Here is a 19,459-nt window from a genome sequence, read left to right on the forward strand (position 1 = left end):
CGCTACAGTTAATCAATTTTAAATTTCTCAGTTATCACTGAGAAATATCTGAAATTGTGAATTATGAACTGTGAATTTTGAATTTAGTAGTTTTAGTGACAATACTAATAAGTGCTAATTATTTTCAGAGATAGATTGAATCTGAAACTGGTATATCTATATATTATTTAAAAATTAAAAGGATGAAATTTTTTCTAGAAAGAATTTTATAATAAATAAAACATTACTAAATCGTTAAATATCAATAAGAAAGGTTTATGAATAGAGCAAAAATCTATTTTAAGGTGATATAAAAATGATTGATCCAAGACTCATTACTTTTATAACTGTGGCTAAAACTAATAACTTTACCAGAGCAGCTGAAATTTTAAATTTAACTCAACCTGCTGTATATCAGCAAGTTCAATATTTAGAGTCACATTATGGGGTGAAATTTATAAAAAAAGAAGGAAGGTATTTAAGGCTTACGGAAGAAGGAAAAATTCTTCTAGAATACGCTAAAGAAATGTATGCAATATCGCAGAATATGGAAGAGAAACTGAAGGACTCCTCATCTATTATAAGAAGACATCGCATTGGAGCTACTATGACCATTGGTGGTTATGTATTGCCACATATTTTAGGTAAGTATAAAAATGTTAACAACAATGTAAATATAACTTTACATGTGGATAACACAAATATTATTTTAAAGAAGCTTATAGATAGAGAAATTGAATTGGCTATAGTAGAAGGGCCTTTTGATAAAAAGAAATTTAAATTTAGGAAATTTAAAGATGACGAGCTTATTTTGGCTGCTTCGCCCAACCATGATTTTGCAAGAAGAAAATCCGTTGAACTTGAAGAAGTTTTAGAAGGAAATCTATTATTAAGAGAACAAGGGTCAGGTACTAGAGAAATATTTGAAAGTGAATTAATTAGGAGAGGATATAGTCCTGATACTATCAATGCCCATATGGAAGTTGGAAGCATTACTTCTTTGGTATCTTTAGTAGAATATAATGCAGGATATACAATTATATCAAGAGAGGCAATACAAAAGGAGTTGGAACAAGAAACCATTGTAGTTGTTCCAATAAACAACTTTAGTATGCTTAGAGAATTTAACTTTATATATATTGATGAAAAGGAAATGGAGTTTGTAAATGGCTTTATAAACTTTTGTCATGAAATTAATTAAATAACTAAATGTTTTGTGTATTTAACTTATAAATTAGAATTGAAAAACAGTGAAATTTTATATTCTTTCTTTACTATATTGCTTATGTTTAAGAAGAAAGTGGAGGATTTTTTATGAAAGAGTTAATTATAATGTTTTTAAGTTTTTTTAAGATTGGCGCTTTTACCTTTGGAGGAGGATATGCCATGATTCCTTTAATTGAAAGAGAGGTAGTTGAATCAAAAAAATGGATTTCTAAAGAAGAGTTTACAGATATACTTGTAATAGCTCAAAGTTTTCCTGGAGCATTGCCAGTAAATTCATCTTTATTTATAGGATATAAATTAGGGGGCGTTTTAGGTGCAATTCTTGCCCTATTAGGAGTAATATTACCTTCATTTTTAATAATACTCACTATAGCTGTTTTTTTTATGCAATTTAGAGAAAATCCTATAGTAGATAATGTATTTAAAGGAATTACAGGAGCGGTACCTGTGCTAGTATTACTTGCTGTAAAAAGTTTATCCAAGTCTGTAAAAAAGAGTACAATTAATATTCTTATAACAGTGACCTGTGTATTAGCAATCACAATTTTTAATGTTCACCCAGTTATAATGATTTTTATTTCTGCTATTTATGGAATAATTTTTTTAAGAGAGCAGGTGGCTTAATATGGATATGCTTATAAAATTATTTTTAAGTTTTTTTAAAATAGGTGTTTTTGGTTATGGCGGTGGTTATGCCATGCTACCTTTAATTGAAAGAGAAATAGTGACAGCAAATCATTGGTTAAGTTCTTCTCAATTTTTAGATATAATAGGAATTTCACAGATGACACCGGGGCCTATATCAATTAATTCAGCTACTTTTGTTGGGTATACAATTAGTGGCTTTTGGGGAAGCGTCTTTGCCACTCTTGGTGTTGTAGCCTTTCCATTTATACTAGTTTCAATAGCAACTCATTGTGTGTTAAAATTTAAAAATTCCTTGGTTATGAAGTCAGCATTAATGGGGATGAGACCAGCATTAATTGGTCTTATTATAAGTGCTTTTTTATCTCTAGCAAAACAATCTTATTTAGATATTAAATCCATAATAATTGGAGCAATAATATTAATTATTAGTTTAAAATCAAAATTGCATCCTATACTTGTAATTGTTGTAGCTGGAATTTTAGGGATAATACTCTATGGAGTATTTTAAATAATGAACAGATTTAGTAGTAAATCATTAAGGTGAAAATACTTTTGTTAATATAAGAAAGTCAGTAATTTTATTACTGGCTTTTTATTTTTAGATTTTTTACTAGCAAAGTATTGCTAAATTCCACCTTTGGGGAACTTAATCAATTGAGAATTGAAAATGGAAAATTGACAATTGTGGTGGAAATTAATTCTTACAAATTAATTTCTTTAAATAGATTTTTCAATAAAAGTGACTGCGTCACATTTGAAAAGAAATAAATTTAGAACTTCTCTTATAAAAGAGAAGTATAAATAATTCTTAGTTTTTAGGGAAATCTATTTAGAAGAAATTTATATAATCTTTAAGTTAACTTAAAGGTTATAATAAAATTTTATTTAAATTTAAAATATAAGAAAACTATTTATGAGTTAAAATTCAATATCAAATTATGATTTAATCTTATTTTTCCTACTAAATAAAATATCTAATAAAAAATAAATCATTTAATGAAAAATAGAAAATTATGAAAAAATTCATATAAAGCTATTGTCAAATTGTATACAGAAGTGATATATTGTATACATAAGAATTGTATACAATATAGTGAAAATGTATACAAGTAGGTTAGGATATTATTTTATAGGGGGTTAAACTATGAAAAGCGAGGAAAAAATCAGTAATACTATTAATGAAAAACAACATTTTAAAGTATTTGGAATGCCTCTATATTTATTTGCAATATTTGCAATAATAGTAATTGCGGCATCAATGTACGATATTATCCCTAAAGAAATAACAGGAGCTTTTGCAGTAATGTTTATTTTAGGAATAATATTTGGTGAAGTTGGAGATAGAATTCCTATATGGAAGGAGTATGTTGGAGGAGGAGCAATACTTGCTTTTTTAGGTTCAGCTTACTTAGTTTATAAAGGAATTATGCCAGAATCAACTATTGAAAGCATCAAATTCTTTATGGATGATGCAGATTTCTTGAACTTATTTATATCAGTATTAATAACAGGAAGTATCCTTGCTGTTAATAGAAAATTATTAGTTAAAGCTCTTACAGGTTATATACCAGCAATATTAGCAGGTATATTAGGAGCATTTATATTTGGAGCTATAGGAGGACTTATAACAGGCGTTTCACCAATAGAGGTTGCAATGAAGTATGTTTTACCTATAATGGGTGGTGGAACTGGTGCAGGCGCAATACCTATGTCAGAGATATATAAATCTGTTACAGGAGGAGATCCAAAAGAATTTTTATCTTTTGCTTTTCCAATACTAACAATTGCAAATATTATCTCAATATTTATGGGTGCTCTTTTAAATAAATTAGGACATAAAAAACCATCATTAACTGGAAATGGTAGTTTAATAAGAACTAAGGATTTTTCTGCGGAAGAACAAAAATCAAACGTTAAGATTACACATAAAGAAATTGCAGCAGGATTAGTTCTTGCAACAGGTTTTTATATACTAGGAACATTAATGTCTAAAAAAATACTTCCATCTATTGGTGGAGTTCAGATTCATACATTTGCCTATATGGTTTTATTCGTTTCAATATTTAACATATTTAATTTAATACCTGAAGAATTAAAACAAGGTGCTAAAACCCTTCAAAGTTTCTTTGCATCAAAATTTTTGTGGATTATTATGATAGGTGTTGGAGTAGCGTATACTGACCTTGGAGAAATAATTGCAGCATTGACTTTTTCAAATTTAATAATTGCCGGATTTATAGTTATAGGAGCAGTTGTAGGTTCAGCTTTACTTGGAGTATTAGTAGGATTCTACCCAATAGAAACAGCTATAACGGCAGGTTTATGTATGGCTAATAGAGGTGGTTCAGGAGACTTAGCAGTTCTAGGTGCTGCTAAGAGAATGGAACTTATATCTTTTGCTCAAATTTCATCAAGAATTGGTGGAGGAATAATGCTTGTTATTGCAAGCGTAGTATTTGGATTATTTGCATAGAGAAAGCATTTTAAAGGTATAAGTAATCTCTTATACCTTTAATCTTTAATCATAATATAGGGATACAATGTGAAAATTTAATATATACTCTGGAAAATAAGTTTTCTATAAAAACAGCTTAGATCTTTAGAAATTAAGGATTAATAATGAATAATGAAGAATTCAGGAAAAAATTCACTAAAGGTGAATTTCTTAAAATAAAATTTATTTTTAAAAAAACTCCAAAGGCTTTAGCAGTGGAGTTTTAACCATAATTCTTCATCTTTCATCCTTCATTTTTAATCCATAGAAAAGAATTTTTATTATGGAAATTAAAATTATGTATAAGTTAAATTTTTATTGTGGAACCCTATATAAATTATAATAGAGGGAAAGGATGGTAAGTTTTATTATGATGGGTATAGCTGGAAATGAAAAATCAGATGACGTTTTGGTGAAAGTTCAATTAGATGAAGTAGAAGGAATAACTATTGATATAAAAAGCAAAATTAAAAAGATTTTTGGAAGACATATGGAGATTGCTGTGAGAGAAGCATTAAGTGAGTTAAATGTGGAAAATGCTAAGGTTGAAATTGAAGACTTTGGAGCATTGGATTTTGTTATAAAAGCAAGAGTAAAAACAGCAATTAAAAGAGCTAGGGGGAATAAAAATGAATAAAAAATTAAGAAGAAGTATGTTATTTTGCCCTGCAAGTGATCCTAAAATGTTAATGAATGCCCCTATATATGGCGCTGATTGTATAGTATTTGATTTGGAAGATGCAGTAGCTTATAACGAAAAGGATAGTGCAAGAGATTTATTATGTGAAGCTTTAAAAACTATAGATTATAGTAAAAGTGAGGTTTTTGCTAGAGTAAATCCATTATATACTGAATTCGGTAAAAAAGATGTTGAAGAACTGGTTAAGGCTGGATTAAAAAATATAAGACTTCCTATGAGTGAATGCAAAGAGAATATCATAGAGCTCGATGAATTACTTACTAAATTAGAAGATGAAAATAATTTAGAGAAGGGATCAATAAAGATACAAGCTGCTATTGAAACTCCAAAAGGAGTATTAAATGCTCTTGAAATAGCACAGGCTAGTAAGAGAGTTGTAGCTATATCTATTGGAGCGGAGGACTTTACAAGAACTTTAGGTGTTGACAGAACTAAAGCAGCTAGAGAGCTTTTCTTTGCAAGATGTCAAATAGTTTTAGCTGCTAGTGTTGCAGGTGTAGATTCTATTGATACAGTTTATGCAAATTTAGGTGATATGGAAGGGTTTATAGAAGAAGCTAAGGATGCAAAAGGCTTAGGATTTTCAGGAAAATCTTGCATACATCCATCACAGGTAAAACAAGTGCATAAAATCTTTACGCCAACTAAAGAAGAAGTTGAAAAAGCGATGATTATTATTAATGCAGCTAAAGAAGCTGAAGAAAAGGGAATTGGAGTAATTACTGTAGATGGAAAGATGATTGATGTTCCTGTAATTCAAAAGGCGGAAAGAGTAGTTTCATTAGCAAAAGGCGCAGGAATTATATAAGGGGGTAGAACAATGGAACAAGTAGTTAACGCTGTTGGAAGACAATTACCTAAATATATAGAAGGATATGGAGAAGTAAAACCTTATAAAGGAACCTTTGAAATGGGAGTAGAAGGAAGAAAGTATGCACCTATGAAATCACTTTCTACTCCAGGAGTAGAAAAAATACTTCCAAGCATAAAGGAAGCAATAGTTAAAGCTGGAGTTAAAGATGGTATGTTTATATCTTTTCATCATCATTTAAGAAATGGTGATTATATATTAAATATGGTTATGGATGAAATTGCTAACCTTGGAATAAAAGATATAACTATATGTGCTTCTTCATTAACAGGAGCACATGAGCCATTACTTGATCATATAAACAATGGAGTAGTTACAGGACTTCAAACTAGTGGACTCAGAGGAAAGTTAGGTCAAGAAGTTTCATTAAATAATATATTAGGAAAGCCAGTAATATTCAGAACTCACGGCGGAAGGGCTAGAGCTATTGAATCAGGAGAAGTTAAAATTGATGTAGCCTTTATAGCAGCTCCTGCTTGTGATCCTATGGGAAACATGAATGGAAGAGATGGAAAATCTGCTTTTGGTTCTATGGGGTACCCAATGGTAGATGCTAAATATGCAGATAAAGTTGTTGCTATTACTGATAATTTAGTGGATTATCCATTATATCCTGCTAGCATAGATCAAACATTAGTAGATTATGTAGTGATAGTAGATGAGATAGGAGATCCTTCAAAAATTGCTACTGGTGCAACTAGAGTTACAAAAAGTCCTACAGAACTTTTAATAGCTGAGTATGCTGCAGAAGTTTTAATAGCTTCAGCATTAGTTAAAGAAGGTTTTTCATTCCAAGCTGGAAGTGGTGGAGCATCTCTTGCAGTTGCTAGAAATTTAAGAGAGTATATGTTAGAAAATAATATAGTAGGTTCTTTTGCTTCAGGTGGAATAACTTCAACACTTGTAGAATTATTAGAAGAGGGTTTATTTAAGGCATTGCTTGATACTCAAACTTTTGATGCAGCAGCAGCAGCTTCAATGAAGAAAAATCCAAATCATATTGAAATGTCTGCTTCTATGTATGCAAATCCTCACAATAAAGGATGTGTTGCTCATCAACTTGATATAATGATGTTATCAGCAACGGAAATAGATACAAAATTTAATGTAAATGTTATGACAGGTTCTACAGGAATAATAATGGGAGCTCAGGGAGGACATCCTGATACAGCGGCAGGGGCTAAATTGACCGTTGCAGTAGCACCACTTATTAGAAAGAGAATTCCTATAATTGTAGATGACGTTACAACTGTAGTTACACCTGGCGAAAATATAGATGTAGTTGTAACTGAAAGAGGAATAGCTGTTAATCCGAAGAGAACTGATTTAATAGAAGCACTTAAAGATACAAAACTACCTTTAATGTCTATTGAAGAGTTAAAATTACTTGCTGAAAGCTTTACAGGAAAACCAGATAAAATAGACTTTGAAGATGAAGTTATAGGTGTAATAGAGTACAGAGATGGAACAGTAATGGATGTAATAAGGAAAGTAAAAAGATAGTTTATTATTAATAAATAAGCGGGGAGATGGTTTTCTTCTCGCTTTTTATAATATATAATTGCATATGGAGGTGATAACTTTGGAAGAATTCTTAGATAAGATAGATGGAAAAGATGAAAGACCTATAAGAGAGATAGTTTTAGATAATTTAAGAAAAGCTATATTTAATAATAAATTAAAACCTGGAGATAGATTAGTAGAAACTACAATTGCGGAGGCTATGGGGATAAGTAGAACCCCAGTTAGAGAGGCATTAAGACAGCTGGAGCTTGAAGGATTGGCAACGAATGTTCCTAGAAAAGGAACTGTTGTAAACGGTATATCTATGGAAGATGCCCTTGAGATGTATGATATTAGAGAAGTTTTAGAAGGATTGGCAGCAAGGCTTACCTGTAATAATATTTCAAGAAAAAATATAAATACCTTAAAAGAAATTATTAGTAATATGGAAGAATGTATTGGAATTCATAGGCGTGAAGAATTATTCGAAATGAACAATCAGTGGAATGATATGCTGATGATTCAAAGTCAAAATAAAATTCTTACTCAAGATATGAAGGAATTACATGACCACCTTAGAAGATTTAGATTGCTTACATTATATGATGAAGAACTTCAAAAAGAAGCAGTAGAAGAATATAAGACTATTATTAAAGCCATAGAAGTTGGTGATGATAAGAAAGCAGAAGAATATGCTAGAGAACATGTTAGAAGAGCGAAAAAAAGGTTTATAAAAGTGTTTAATAAAAAATCCAATGAAATGGTATGTGTAACTAATAATGCAGAAAATAATATATAAATTAGATAAAAAGTTTTTTAAAAGATGGTAACTTAATGAATTTGTTACCATTTTTTTACTTCGATTTGTTATAATAATATATAGATGCACCACTTTTAAAATTAAGCTATGTATAGATAAACTACCTTAAAACTTAATGTATATTTATATGATATTTTAATTCACAATTCACAATGCAAAATTCACAATTATGGATATTTCTCAGCAGAAACTGAGAAATTTAAAATTGATTTTTAAAGTTACTCAGTAACTTCTTATAAAAAACTAGCAGTTGTAGTTTCTTCATAGTATTAGTTAAATTTATTAGTCTTGTTTTGAGCTATACTGCACCTCAGGGAAACCCCTATACAATTGAAAATTGATGATTGACAATGGAGAATTATTGATACTTCTCTTTTATTGAAAAATCTATTTAAAGAAGTTAATTTGTAAGAATTAATTTCTACACAATTGTCAATTTTCAATTGATTAAGTTCCCCAGGAGTGGAAAACTAGCAACTGTATTGCTAGCAAAAAAATCAGTTTTAATCTAAATTTTGAATTGTTAATTTTGAAATTTGCATTATTTTAAGTTTTGCTACAAAACTCTTATAGCTCTTTATTTTCACTATTTAAATTCTACTTTAAATAAATTTTTAACTTAATATAGCACTGTAAATTTCTATAAATATGGTGTGGAGGGTAAAAGTGAGAGTTTTTTTAATTATTATTTCAATTTTACAGCTACTTATGATAATCTTAAATGGAATTTATGTGTTAAGGAAAATGAATAAAATAGGAAAAGAAGATGGAGAACTTAATTTAATAATAAAAATGTGTTTTAGCTTTTCTATGATAGTTGTGGCATTTTTATTATGGAGAAACAATTTTGAAATATTAAGAAACTATTCATTGCTAATTTTACTAGGAATGTTTTTCTCCGCTATAGGAGATATGATTATGGCCAGTATAATAAAATTAAAAAATAGGTTAATTGGAGGTATGTCATTTTTTTCGCTTGCCCATATTTTTTATATTTTAGCATATCTTAAAGCTATAGCTGCCTATAAGGAAAATTTGAATTATCTAGTTTTTATCTTAATTGGAATGTATATATTTTGCATAATTCTTTGGAGAGTATTTGTATTTAATTCTACCAAGAGTTTAACGCTGAATATGGTGGCATTAGTATATGCGTTAGTTATTTGTACTATGGCAAGCGTAGCAATAAATATATCTCTAATTGTAAGTGGAGCATGGTGGATGACTACTATAGGTGCACTACTCTTTATTCTTTCAGACTTTTTAATAGGGCTATCAGAGATAAAAGAAAAAGGACCTAAAAATCAATCAGTTTGGGTATGGTTAACCTATGTGCCAGCGCAAATGTGCATAATTTATACCTTGGCATTATTGTAACCTTTAATCATTGCATATGAAATACTTTAAATATTTTAGATATAAGAAGATTTAAAAGTTCACAAATAAATATAAATTATTTTAATTGTTTTATATTTATAATAAAATAATCAAATAGTAAAGGGGCTTTTGTAGCAGACTTGTTTTTTATATATAGAAAATAAAATAGCTATTTAATAATTAAAAGAATATTTTTTCATTAGAAAAATAGTGTGCTTTATAATCTTAATATAAGATCATTGATTATAATAATAAAAACTAGAGAACTTCTCTAGTTTTTATTATTATAATTTTCTATAAAAGTAATTTACTAAATTGTAACTAATGTTATGATTAAATAAAGTAAAATTTTCTTTGTGAAGTTTCTTCGCTAAAAGTAAATTTAGTATAATATAAGACATATTTAAAAGATAACTAGTCAGTATGGAAGTATAATTTACGTTATATTATTTTATTAAGCCTCAATGATATAAATGAAAAATCTATGTTCTTATACTACATAAAACATAAGTAAAATCTTTGAACGATTAAATTTTTTATATGTCTTAAAGGAAGGTGTATATATGAGAAAGAAATTTATAACTTTACTAATGACCATTATCATTATATTTAGTAGCACTTATAATGTTTTTGCATTGGAAAAGCCAGAAATTGTTGGTCAATATGCCATTGCTGTAGATTTTGATAGTGGAGAAATTATTTATTATAAAGAAGGGGATAATACAACCTTTCCAGCTTCTATTACGAAGATTATGAGCTCGCTGCTTCTTTGTGAAAATGTGAATATGGATGAAAAATTGATTTTTACTCAAGAAGCAAGTGAAGAAGAACCTACAGCTATTAATGGCGTTTATACATATATAAACGTTGGTGCAGAGATATTAGCATCTGATATTTTAAAAAGTATGATGATAGTTTCAGCAAATGATATGACTACCGCATTAGCTACGAATATACCTAATAAAGATGATGGTGGAAAAGCTTTTGTGGAAATGATGAATGAAAGAGCGAAAGAATTAGGAATGAATAATACTAATTTTGTAACTCCTAATGGTTTAGATGATTATACTGATAAGCATAAAAGTACAGCTTATGATCTTACAAGACTTGCTAGAAAAGCTTTTACTATTGAAAAGTTTTTAGAAGTAGTAAAAACATCTAGTACAGAATTAGCTATAGGGGAAAGAGCACCTTTTAACATAAAGAATACTAATAAATTTGTAAGAGAAGATAGTGAATTTTATGATAAAAGCTGTATAGGAGGAAAAACTGGATATACAGATAAGGCAGGAAGATGCCTTCTTACTGTTTTTGAAAGAGACGGAAGAAAAATTATAGGAGTAGTTTTAAATTCTAAGTTAAATGATGCCGATACTGTAGTTTTTGAGGATATGAAAAAAATAATAGATTATAGCTATGATGTACTACCTACAGTATATAATTACAAAAATAATTCAAATAAAGAAGTTGAGTTAAAGACAGGAAATGTAATTGAAACTTTGCCTGTAGAATACAAATTATTTAAATATTTTGGTCCTAAAAAAACTATAGAAGCACCAATAATAATTTCTAAAGACTTAACTTATTATAATAATGAACCAAATAATAAAGAAGCAAAAATAGAGTTTGATATTACAGGAGATATATTTAAGAGAAAGTCTGAAGAGAGTTTTGGAACAGTTACATTAAAAACAAGGGATGCTTCAAAATCCTCAGAAATAACTACTACCATAACATTATGGAGCATAATTAAAGCAAATCTATTAATATATATATTTATATTAATTATTATTATATTAGTTATTCGTGTATTAATAAATATAAGAAAAAGAAAAAATAGAATGAAAAGAATGGAAAAGATCAAGAGAAGAAAGAAATAATTTAATTCACGATGCACAATGTAAAATTCACAATTATGGATATTTATCAGTAAAAACTGAGAAATTTTAAATTAATTCTGTAGCGCGAACAGTGTTCGCCAGAGGTAGGATTAATTCACAAGATTAGCAATTACATTGCAATTAAAAATCCATTAAAGAAATTATTTTTATCAAAAATAACTTCATCCACAATTGTGAATTGTGAACTGTGAATTGTGCATTGTTTTTTTATATTGCTTATTAAGGAGAGTGTTATAATGGGATTTTTTAAGAGTATATTTAAGAATAATAAAAATATAAGTAGTGATAATTATATAATAAATTTTAAAGATGGAATAAAACTTATTTGGGGAGAAAAAGGAATAGAGATAATAGAAAAATCTAATAAGATTATCATAACTTTAGAAGAAATAAGTAAAGACTTTGTAGAAGGTAAAGAAGGAATTTCACTTGAGCTTTATGAAAAAGATTCACAAAATTGCACTCTCATAATATATAGAAATCCAGAAAATATTTATCTTCATTATGATAATAAAAGCTATTCATACCCTAATACTACTTTTATGGCTTTAATGGAGAGAGTAGAAAGGATTAGAGGGGAAAAAAGTAATAACAAAGAAAAGAGTGAAGAGAAAATCATTCTTTTAGAAGATGCAACTGATGAGGCTAAGGCGGCAATTGAAATGTATAAAAAAATATCCCAAGAGAAAATAGATGGCTATGATAAAGAATTTGGTTCTTTAAAAGAAAGAAAAGATACATTAATGCAATACTATGAAGGGATTAATATGATTATAGGAAACAGCTTTGCTAAAGAAATAAAGCCGCTTATATATGTGCTTAATCATGAAGATAAAGAGGCTTTAGAGTTAACTAAAAAAAGAAAAGAATTAATTAGACTTTCTTATGATGGAAATATTTCTAGAGAAGAATTATACAAACTTTATGATCAATTCATAATAAGATTATGTTTAAATAATTAGGAAAAATTATTTCCTAGAAAATTAAATTGTAAAACCATATACAATGATTTTAGAATGATATATATAATTTATAATATTCATTAAGAATAATTTATTAGAAAAATCATATTATCTTTGTTATTTTTATGTAAATGTTCAAGCTATAATTTATTTATCTATTTTAATAGAAGAAGAGAAAATAGTTAAAATTTAGATTATGTTGCAACAAAAATTAATGTATAATCAAGTATTTTTAGTAGTAATTTTTAATAATAAAATAGCAAGAGGCAATTTTAAAATCAAAATATGTATAAAATATTTTAACAAAATATTAAATTTTATATAGAAAAAAGGAGTGGCTATGGGAAGCTGTAATTTTAAAGTTAGGTTATCACCTAGAGAGGCTTTTGATATTATACAAGATCAAGTGAATGCTGATTTAGTTTATAGTGAATTTAATAGTTTAGATCATGAAAAAGCTACAGGAGTTTTAATTTTTGAAAAATATTTTTTTAGAGTAAGTAATAGAGTGGCACTTGTAGTACTTATAGATAATTTAAAAGGGGATACTGTTGTAAAATCTATTTCTACGGGAAGTTCAGAAGGATTATTTTTAAATTTTGACTGGGGCGCATCAGAAGATTTTGCTTATAGTGTAAAAGATATTATGGAGAAATATATTATTTAAAAATGCTATAAGGAAATGCAAAGCTAGAGAAAAAACATCTAAGAATTTTAGATGTTTTTTTATTTAAAAAAAATTGACTATTAATCTCTATGCGTTATTTTTTATTGCCAATGAATTGTTAGTTCTTTATAAGAAATGACTGCGTTACTTAAAAGAGAATCAATTTTAAATTTCTCGGCTTCTGCTAAGAAAAATCCATAATTGTGAATTTTGCATTATGAATTGAAAAAGTTATGGATTCAATAGTTCTAATTATAATTCTAAAAAAGTATTAATTATTATCACATATATGAATTTTAGAACTGGTGTAAGCATTATATATGTGTAACTTAAAATACATAATATTCATACTATTAATAAAAATAACAAAATTCAAAGTTTATGTGATAATAATCACATACATTTCAAAGAAATATTGTTATTATATTAACGATAACTTAAGGAGGATTATTATATGTTTATGGATGTAATAGAAAAAATAAGTAATGCAGCTTTAAGTAAAAGTAATTTGTTAAAGAAAAGTAAAGGTAAATATTTAGTTAGTTCTGCTTTAGCTGGAGTTTTTGTTGGATTAGGAGTAATTTTAATCTTTACCATTGGAGGAGTTTTAAATGCTGCCAATTCACCCTATACAAAGATAATTATGGGCATTAGCTTTGGTGTAGCATTAAGCTTAGTAGTTATGGCAGGATCAGATCTTTTTACTGGAAACAATATGGTTATGACTATAGGTAGTTTGGAGAAAAAAGTATCCCCAGGGGAAACAATTAAAGTTTGGATTTTTTGTTTTTTAGGAAATTTGATAGGTTCAGTATTAATTGCAATATTATATGCTTATAGTGGACTTGCTACTGGGCCAGTGGCAGAATTTATAGTTAAGGCTTCTGCTGCCAAAATTGCAGCACCTGCACTAGAATTATTTATAAGAGGTATTTTATGTAATATATTAGTTTGCCTTGCTATATGGTGTTCTTTTAGATTAAAAGAAGAAACTTCAAAGTTAATAATGATATTTTGGTGTTTATTTGTATTTATAACATCTGGTTTTGAACATAGTGTAGCAAATATGTCATTACTTGCAATAGGGCTATTAATACCTCATCCAGCATCAATAACAATTAGCGGATATGGATATAACTTATTAATGGTAACTATAGGAAATATGGTAGGGGGTATTGTATTTGTAGCTTTAGCTTACTGGTATATATCAAAAGATAAATAGTAAATTCTATATATAATATTTAAAGCTTAATAATTTATAATATTGATTTATATAATAAATTTTTAACTAGCAGTGTATTGCTAGTTTTTTTATTTATAACAATTAACTTTGCAAGTGTAATAATTATATCTTTAATATAATTATGTGATTTTTTATAGCATAAAATAACTATAAACCTTAGGAAATCAATATGAAAGATAGAAATTAATTAAATTTACTTATTATTATAGATTAAATATGACTCAAGTTAAAATAGAAAAGAAGTTAAATATTTCAAGATGAGAAGGAAATAGGCTTCTTAAAAGCTTCAGAATAACGAATTGATTAAAGGATTACTGATGAATTAGTTAGAATATCAGCAGGTATTGAGAAGGCAAAAGGTATTATAGAGAATATAAAATAAGCCTTAGGTAAAATTTATAATATAGGGGGCTATATATTATGTTGATGGAGAAAGAACGACAGTTACTTGTAGAATATGGACAAAAGCTAATTACTAGTGGATTAACTAAGGGTACTGGAGGAAACCTAAGTATATTCAATAGAGAAGAGAAGCTTATGGTAATTACACCTACAGGAATGGACTATTTTAAAACTAAATCAGAAGATATAGTTGTTATGAATTTAGAAGGAGAAATAGTGGATGGTAATTGTATGCCTTCAAGTGAGTATGAGATGCATAAGATTTTTTATGAAAATAGAGAAGATATAAACGCAATAATTCATACTCATACAATATACGCTACTACATTAGCATGTTTGAATTGGGACCTTCCACCAGTACATTATTTAGTAGCTTTAGCTGGACATAATGTAAGATGTGCAAAATATGCAACTTATGGAACAAAAGAATTAGCAGAAAATGCACTTGAAGCTATGAAAGATAGAAGGGCAGTTATATTAGCAAATCATGGATTATTAGCTGGAGCTAATGATTTATTAAATGCATTTAATATTGCAGAAGAAATAGAATATTGCTCAGAAATATATTGTCGTGTTAAGTCAATAGGTGATCCAGTTATATTACAAAAAGAAGAGATGGATTTAATGGTTGAAAAATTCAAAACCTACGGACAAAAAAGTGAGGATTAATTCAAAATTTACAACTCACAATTAAAGTTAAAATTAATTTCTTTAAATAGTTTTTTGTGAGAAACATAATTGTCAGTTTTCCACCTCTGGGGAACTTAATCAATTAAGAATTGAAAATGGAGAATTGACAATTGTGGTAGAAATTAATTCTTACAAATTAATTTCTTTAAATAGATTTTTTAATAAAAGTGACTGCGTCACTTTAAAAAGAAATAAATTTAGAACTTCTCTTATAAAAGAGAAGTATCAATAATTCTCCATTGTCAATCGTCAATTTTTAATTGTATAAGGGTTCCTCTGAGGTGCAATATAGCTTGGAACAACACTAATAAATTTAACTAATACTATGAAAAAATTACAGCTATCAATTTTTTATAAAAAGCAACTATATTACTTTAAAAACAAATCAATTCTAAATTTCTTAGCCTCTGCTGAGAAATGTCCATAATTGTGAATTTTGCATTATGAATTGTGAATTAAAAAGTTATAAATAAGCCAGCAGTTTTAATTTATAAAACTGCTGGCTTATTTGTGTAGAACTTTATTGGAAGCTATTACATAGTTATATAAAAATAAGAATATATTTTTAGAGGACTAATAAAGAAAAAATGAACCTACAAAAAATAAATTATTCATTTGATACAAATTTAGGAGGTGAGAATTATGATTACAGCCCTTACATTATTAATAATTTTTGCGGTATTTGCTTTAATATGTATTATTTTTAAATTTGTAGGTAGCATAATTTTAATAGCATTGTTATTATTCTTAGTTATAGCAGTTGGTATAGGGTTAATTGGAATGATGGGAGGAGCAGTAGTTGGTATGTTAGCCTTTCTGCCCCAAATTATAATAGCAATAATAATTGTAGCATTAATAGCTTATGCAATAGATAAGAGTAATAAAAAATAGAAGTACCATAATGAATTTTATTTAGATATGTGAAAGAAAATAATAAGTCAAAGATGTTAGTTCTAGTTTATATAGGATAAAGTGCAGCCACCATCCATAGTGATACTATAGATGGTGGCTGATAAAGTAATATGGTATTAAATGATTTAATATACTGACCTGTTATTTTTTGAGATGAATTATTTAATGTAATATTCTAAAACCAAATACTTCTTTTTACATATTATACAGTAAGCACTTTTAGGAGGCTGAAATAAATATACCAGTATATTTACTAGTTATATTTTCAGTATACATTATGTAAAAGAGGTGAAAATGTGGAGATACAATTAGGGATAGTTCATATAATATACTTGGTTATGGTAATAATAATATTGCTATCTTTAGGCTTTAAGAAAAATATTTCTTTAGCTTGTATTATTGGAATTGTACTAATAGCTTTTTCAGCTACAAATTCTATAATTGATTCTATAAAAGTTATATTTGATAGCTTTCTATATGCATATAGGCAACTAGGGGGTACTATATTAATTATTTCTGTAATCAGTGGATTTAGTAAGTTACTTACAGTTACTAAAATTAATACTGTAATAGTTAAACCTTTTGAGAAATTTGTAAAAACACCTTTTGTTGCTTATTGGGGAGTAGGAATATTTTTCATGATAATTTCTTGGTTTTTCTGGCCTTCTCCTGCTGTTGCTTTAATTGGAGTAGTAGTACTTCCTGTTATGATTAAAGCGGGGCTTACTCCGATGTCAGTAGCAATTTGTCTTAATATTTTTGGTAGTGGTCTTTCATTATCAGGAGATTATGTAATTCAAGGAGCACCAAAATTAACTTCTGAAGCAGCAGGTATACCTGTGCAGACAGTTCTTTCTGCTAGTATACCTATAGTAATTGTAATGGGAGTAACTACCACAGTATTGGCTTATTATTATATAAGAAAAGAGCAGAAAGAAAATATTTCCTTAGATATGAATGAAAAAGAAGCAGAAATTATTATCGATGAAGAGAATGAAGAAGTAAGATTGAGTAAAAGAATGAAAAATATTAATGCAGCAATAATAGTTATAGCATATATAATTGATATTTTAATTCTTTATTTTTTAAAACTTCAAGGAAATGAAGCAACGGCCTTAATTGGTGGAACATCAATAGCATTAATTATAATAATTTCTTTAATATCTTACAAAGAAAAAGGTCTTGATAAAATACCAGATTTCTTAGTAGAAGGCTTTAAATTTGGATTTACTGTATTTGGTCCAGTAATTCCTATAGCAGCATTTTTCTATATGGGAACAGGTGGATTTAGATATTTGTTTGGAGAGATTGCTTCAGTAGGTGTTGATGGAATTGTAAGTGATTTAGGTATGGCTTTAGCACAATTAGTACCTATGAATGGTGCAGTGGCATCAGTAACAACTACAATTATAGGAGGAATAACAGGATTAGATGGATCAGGTTTTTCAGGTTTAGGCCTTGTAGGAGCAATTGCAAGACTTTTAGGGACATCTCTTGGGCATGGAATAGACACCTTAGCTGCCTTAGGTCAAGTATCTGCCATATGGGTAGGGGGAGGAGCACTGGTACCTTGGACGATTATACCCTATGCAGTAGTATGTGGAGTAAGTCCATATGAACTTGCAAGAAAAAATATGAAACCTGTTATTATAGGATTATTAATAACTACAATTTTTACGATGTTTTTATTGTAGTTTATATTTATAACCTAACCTTTGTAGTTATATGGAAGGTTAGGTTTTTTTATTTCTGAGTTCAATAGATATAAAGTAGTTAGGAGTTAAAATTATTTATTTTTAGAAGGTTATGTTTTAGAACAATGTTGAAAATGTATCAATTTTTAAGGAAAGCCATTTGGATTTCCTTGTTTCGCTCTTATAAGAAGATTATTTTATAATATTAATAATAAACTATTTTATTATTTTTAATTTTAAATTTAATTCCATTTTCCCAGTTTTCTGCTCTATTAATATCTTGTAAAAAATAATATTTATTATCAAATTTAACAATTATTTGTGAAGGGCTTTCAGAGGCATAAATTTCTGTTCTATAGGGGAAATCGTTTGATTGGTTATTTTTAAAGGGTTTAATTATATTGGGTACTTTGCTTCAAATAGATTCTAATTGTTCTCCAAATAAATAATTCTCTCCACCTCCAGAATTTGCAACATACAATTTCTCATCATATTTGATATATAATTAGTTCCAATATAATGCATATAACTAAACAAAATCAACTTTCTTTTTTAAAATTTGATATTTAGATAAATGTTAAAAAATAAACTTTTCTTGAATAATATGAAGTTTAAAGGTAGAATATTTGCAACATATTTTATTTGACAGCACTGAAGATTAATGTTTATAAAAATACTAAATTGTAAAGGAGTAAGAGATATGAGTAAGGTATTATATATTAAAGCAAACATCAAAAATGATGGAGAATCAAGAACTTTTAAAGTATCAGATAGCTTTGTAGAAGAATACAAGAAGAACAATCCAGAAGATGAGGTAATTATATTAGACTTATATAAAGAAAATATAGACTTTTTAAGACCAGAGGATATAGGAAAAATATTTGGACCTAAAGATGAGGAAAGTAAGAATAATCCAATATTAAAATATGCATATCAATTTGCAGAAGCAGATAAATATATAATTGCAGCACCAATGTGGAACTTAAGCATCCCTGCAATATTAAAAGCTTATATAGACTATGTAAGTGTAACAGGAATAACTTTTAAATATACTGCAGAAGGTCCAATTGGACTTTTAAATAATAAAAAAGCTGTACACATAGTAGCTAGAGGTGGAGAATATGGTAATGCTCCATATGAGATGGGAGACAGATATCTAAGAACTATATTGGGGTTCTTTGGAATTGAACAAATAGAAACTATTGCTATAGAAAGTTTAGACGTTGTTGGTGTAGATATTCAAGAAAAACTTGAAGAAGGAATAAAAGAAGCTAAGAGAGTCGCACAAGAATTTTAGATTTTATGAAGATAAAAGGCAACAGAATTTAATAAAAATGCCTAACAATAAATTTACGATATTATAATAAAA

Annotated in this window: 17 protein-coding genes; all 17 read left to right on the top strand. The window is 27.9% G+C overall.

The window, feature by feature from the left end:
* The first annotated feature begins 295 nt into the window (after window positions 1-295).
* On the top strand, window positions 296-1,180 hold the full coding sequence (locus tag ACWPW7_RS07500) for a LysR family transcriptional regulator (RefSeq protein ID WP_454053004.1): 885 nt from the start codon (window positions 296-298) through the stop codon (window positions 1,178-1,180).
* A gap of 113 nt (window positions 1,181-1,293) precedes the next feature.
* Window positions 1,294-1,830, top strand: coding sequence for a chromate transporter (locus ACWPW7_RS07505; protein WP_291566660.1), 537 nt, complete (start codon window positions 1,294-1,296; stop codon window positions 1,828-1,830).
* A gap of 1 nt (window position 1,831) precedes the next feature.
* On the top strand, window positions 1,832-2,362 hold the full coding sequence (locus ACWPW7_RS07510) for a chromate transporter (RefSeq protein ID WP_454053005.1): 531 nt from the start codon (window positions 1,832-1,834) through the stop codon (window positions 2,360-2,362).
* Window positions 2,363-2,998: 636 nt separating this feature from the next.
* The gene (gene citS / locus ACWPW7_RS07515; protein ID WP_454053006.1) at window positions 2,999-4,327 is read left to right on the top strand and encodes a citrate/sodium symporter CitS; all 1,329 of its coding nucleotides are present in this window, start codon (window positions 2,999-3,001) and stop codon (window positions 4,325-4,327) included.
* Between the two features lie 376 nt (window positions 4,328-4,703).
* Entirely contained in the window at window positions 4,704-4,985 is a 282-nt protein-coding gene (gene citD / locus ACWPW7_RS07520) for a citrate lyase acyl carrier protein (RefSeq protein WP_291566667.1), read from the top strand.
* Window positions 4,978-5,856: an HpcH/HpaI aldolase/citrate lyase family protein gene (locus tag ACWPW7_RS07525; protein ID WP_291566669.1), complete on the top strand. Its 879-nt coding sequence runs from the start codon at window positions 4,978-4,980 to the stop codon at window positions 5,854-5,856. The genes citD and ACWPW7_RS07525 overlap by 8 nt, the downstream gene beginning before the upstream one ends.
* A gap of 12 nt (window positions 5,857-5,868) precedes the next feature.
* Window positions 5,869-7,422, top strand: a complete 1,554-nt coding sequence (citF, locus tag ACWPW7_RS07530) for a citrate lyase subunit alpha (RefSeq protein WP_454053007.1) — start codon at window positions 5,869-5,871, stop codon at window positions 7,420-7,422.
* A gap of 79 nt (window positions 7,423-7,501) precedes the next feature.
* On the top strand, window positions 7,502-8,221 hold the full coding sequence (locus ACWPW7_RS07535) for a GntR family transcriptional regulator (RefSeq protein ID WP_291566673.1): 720 nt from the start codon (window positions 7,502-7,504) through the stop codon (window positions 8,219-8,221).
* 687 nt (window positions 8,222-8,908) lie between these two features.
* Entirely contained in the window at window positions 8,909-9,619 is a 711-nt protein-coding gene (locus tag ACWPW7_RS07540; protein ID WP_454053008.1) for a lysoplasmalogenase, read from the top strand.
* Between the two features lie 563 nt (window positions 9,620-10,182).
* Window positions 10,183-11,499, top strand: coding sequence for a D-alanyl-D-alanine carboxypeptidase family protein (locus ACWPW7_RS07545; RefSeq protein ID WP_454053009.1), 1,317 nt, complete (start codon window positions 10,183-10,185; stop codon window positions 11,497-11,499).
* Between the two features lie 257 nt (window positions 11,500-11,756).
* Window positions 11,757-12,482, top strand: coding sequence for a hypothetical protein (locus ACWPW7_RS07550; protein WP_454053010.1), 726 nt, complete (start codon window positions 11,757-11,759; stop codon window positions 12,480-12,482).
* Window positions 12,483-12,822: 340 nt separating this feature from the next.
* Window positions 12,823-13,149 (top strand): DUF6054 family protein, encoded by a 327-nt coding sequence (locus tag ACWPW7_RS07555; RefSeq protein ID WP_312580219.1) that lies wholly within the window; start codon window positions 12,823-12,825, stop codon window positions 13,147-13,149.
* A gap of 454 nt (window positions 13,150-13,603) precedes the next feature.
* Window positions 13,604-14,371, top strand: a complete 768-nt coding sequence (locus tag ACWPW7_RS07560; protein ID WP_454053011.1) for a formate/nitrite transporter family protein — start codon at window positions 13,604-13,606, stop codon at window positions 14,369-14,371.
* 441 nt (window positions 14,372-14,812) lie between these two features.
* Complete coding sequence (locus ACWPW7_RS07565) at window positions 14,813-15,463, top strand: L-fuculose-phosphate aldolase (RefSeq protein ID WP_454053012.1); 651 nt, start codon at window positions 14,813-14,815, stop codon at window positions 15,461-15,463.
* A gap of 663 nt (window positions 15,464-16,126) precedes the next feature.
* Window positions 16,127-16,375 (top strand): hypothetical protein, encoded by a 249-nt coding sequence (locus tag ACWPW7_RS07570; protein ID WP_291559654.1) that lies wholly within the window; start codon window positions 16,127-16,129, stop codon window positions 16,373-16,375.
* A gap of 317 nt (window positions 16,376-16,692) precedes the next feature.
* The gene (locus ACWPW7_RS07575) at window positions 16,693-18,090 is read left to right on the top strand and encodes a hypothetical protein (protein WP_454053013.1); all 1,398 of its coding nucleotides are present in this window, start codon (window positions 16,693-16,695) and stop codon (window positions 18,088-18,090) included.
* 700 nt (window positions 18,091-18,790) lie between these two features.
* The gene (locus ACWPW7_RS07580) at window positions 18,791-19,387 is read left to right on the top strand and encodes an FMN-dependent NADH-azoreductase (protein WP_454053014.1); all 597 of its coding nucleotides are present in this window, start codon (window positions 18,791-18,793) and stop codon (window positions 19,385-19,387) included.
* Window positions 19,388-19,459: the final 72 nt, after the last annotated feature.

It is taken from the genome of Clostridium sp. Marseille-Q7071 (assembly GCF_965112025.1).

Coding starts and splice junctions, on each gene's coding strand:
- citS (WP_454053006.1), top strand. CDS start 2,999: ATGAAAAGCGAGGAAAAAATCAGTAATACTATTAATGAAAAACAACAT.
- citF (WP_454053007.1), top strand. CDS start 5,869: ATGGAACAAGTAGTTAACGCTGTTGGAAGACAATTACCTAAATATATA.
- ACWPW7_RS07570 (WP_291559654.1), top strand. CDS start 16,127: ATGATTACAGCCCTTACATTATTAATAATTTTTGCGGTATTTGCTTTA.
- citD (WP_291566667.1), top strand. CDS start 4,704: ATGGTAAGTTTTATTATGATGGGTATAGCTGGAAATGAAAAATCAGAT.
- ACWPW7_RS07500 (WP_454053004.1), top strand. CDS start 296: ATGATTGATCCAAGACTCATTACTTTTATAACTGTGGCTAAAACTAAT.
- ACWPW7_RS07560 (WP_454053011.1), top strand. CDS start 13,604: ATGTTTATGGATGTAATAGAAAAAATAAGTAATGCAGCTTTAAGTAAA.
- ACWPW7_RS07580 (WP_454053014.1), top strand. CDS start 18,791: ATGAGTAAGGTATTATATATTAAAGCAAACATCAAAAATGATGGAGAA.
- ACWPW7_RS07505 (WP_291566660.1), top strand. CDS start 1,294: ATGAAAGAGTTAATTATAATGTTTTTAAGTTTTTTTAAGATTGGCGCT.
- ACWPW7_RS07550 (WP_454053010.1), top strand. CDS start 11,757: ATGGGATTTTTTAAGAGTATATTTAAGAATAATAAAAATATAAGTAGT.
- ACWPW7_RS07510 (WP_454053005.1), top strand. CDS start 1,832: ATGGATATGCTTATAAAATTATTTTTAAGTTTTTTTAAAATAGGTGTT.
- ACWPW7_RS07545 (WP_454053009.1), top strand. CDS start 10,183: ATGAGAAAGAAATTTATAACTTTACTAATGACCATTATCATTATATTT.
- ACWPW7_RS07555 (WP_312580219.1), top strand. CDS start 12,823: ATGGGAAGCTGTAATTTTAAAGTTAGGTTATCACCTAGAGAGGCTTTT.
- ACWPW7_RS07525 (WP_291566669.1), top strand. CDS start 4,978: ATGAATAAAAAATTAAGAAGAAGTATGTTATTTTGCCCTGCAAGTGAT.
- ACWPW7_RS07565 (WP_454053012.1), top strand. CDS start 14,813: ATGTTGATGGAGAAAGAACGACAGTTACTTGTAGAATATGGACAAAAG.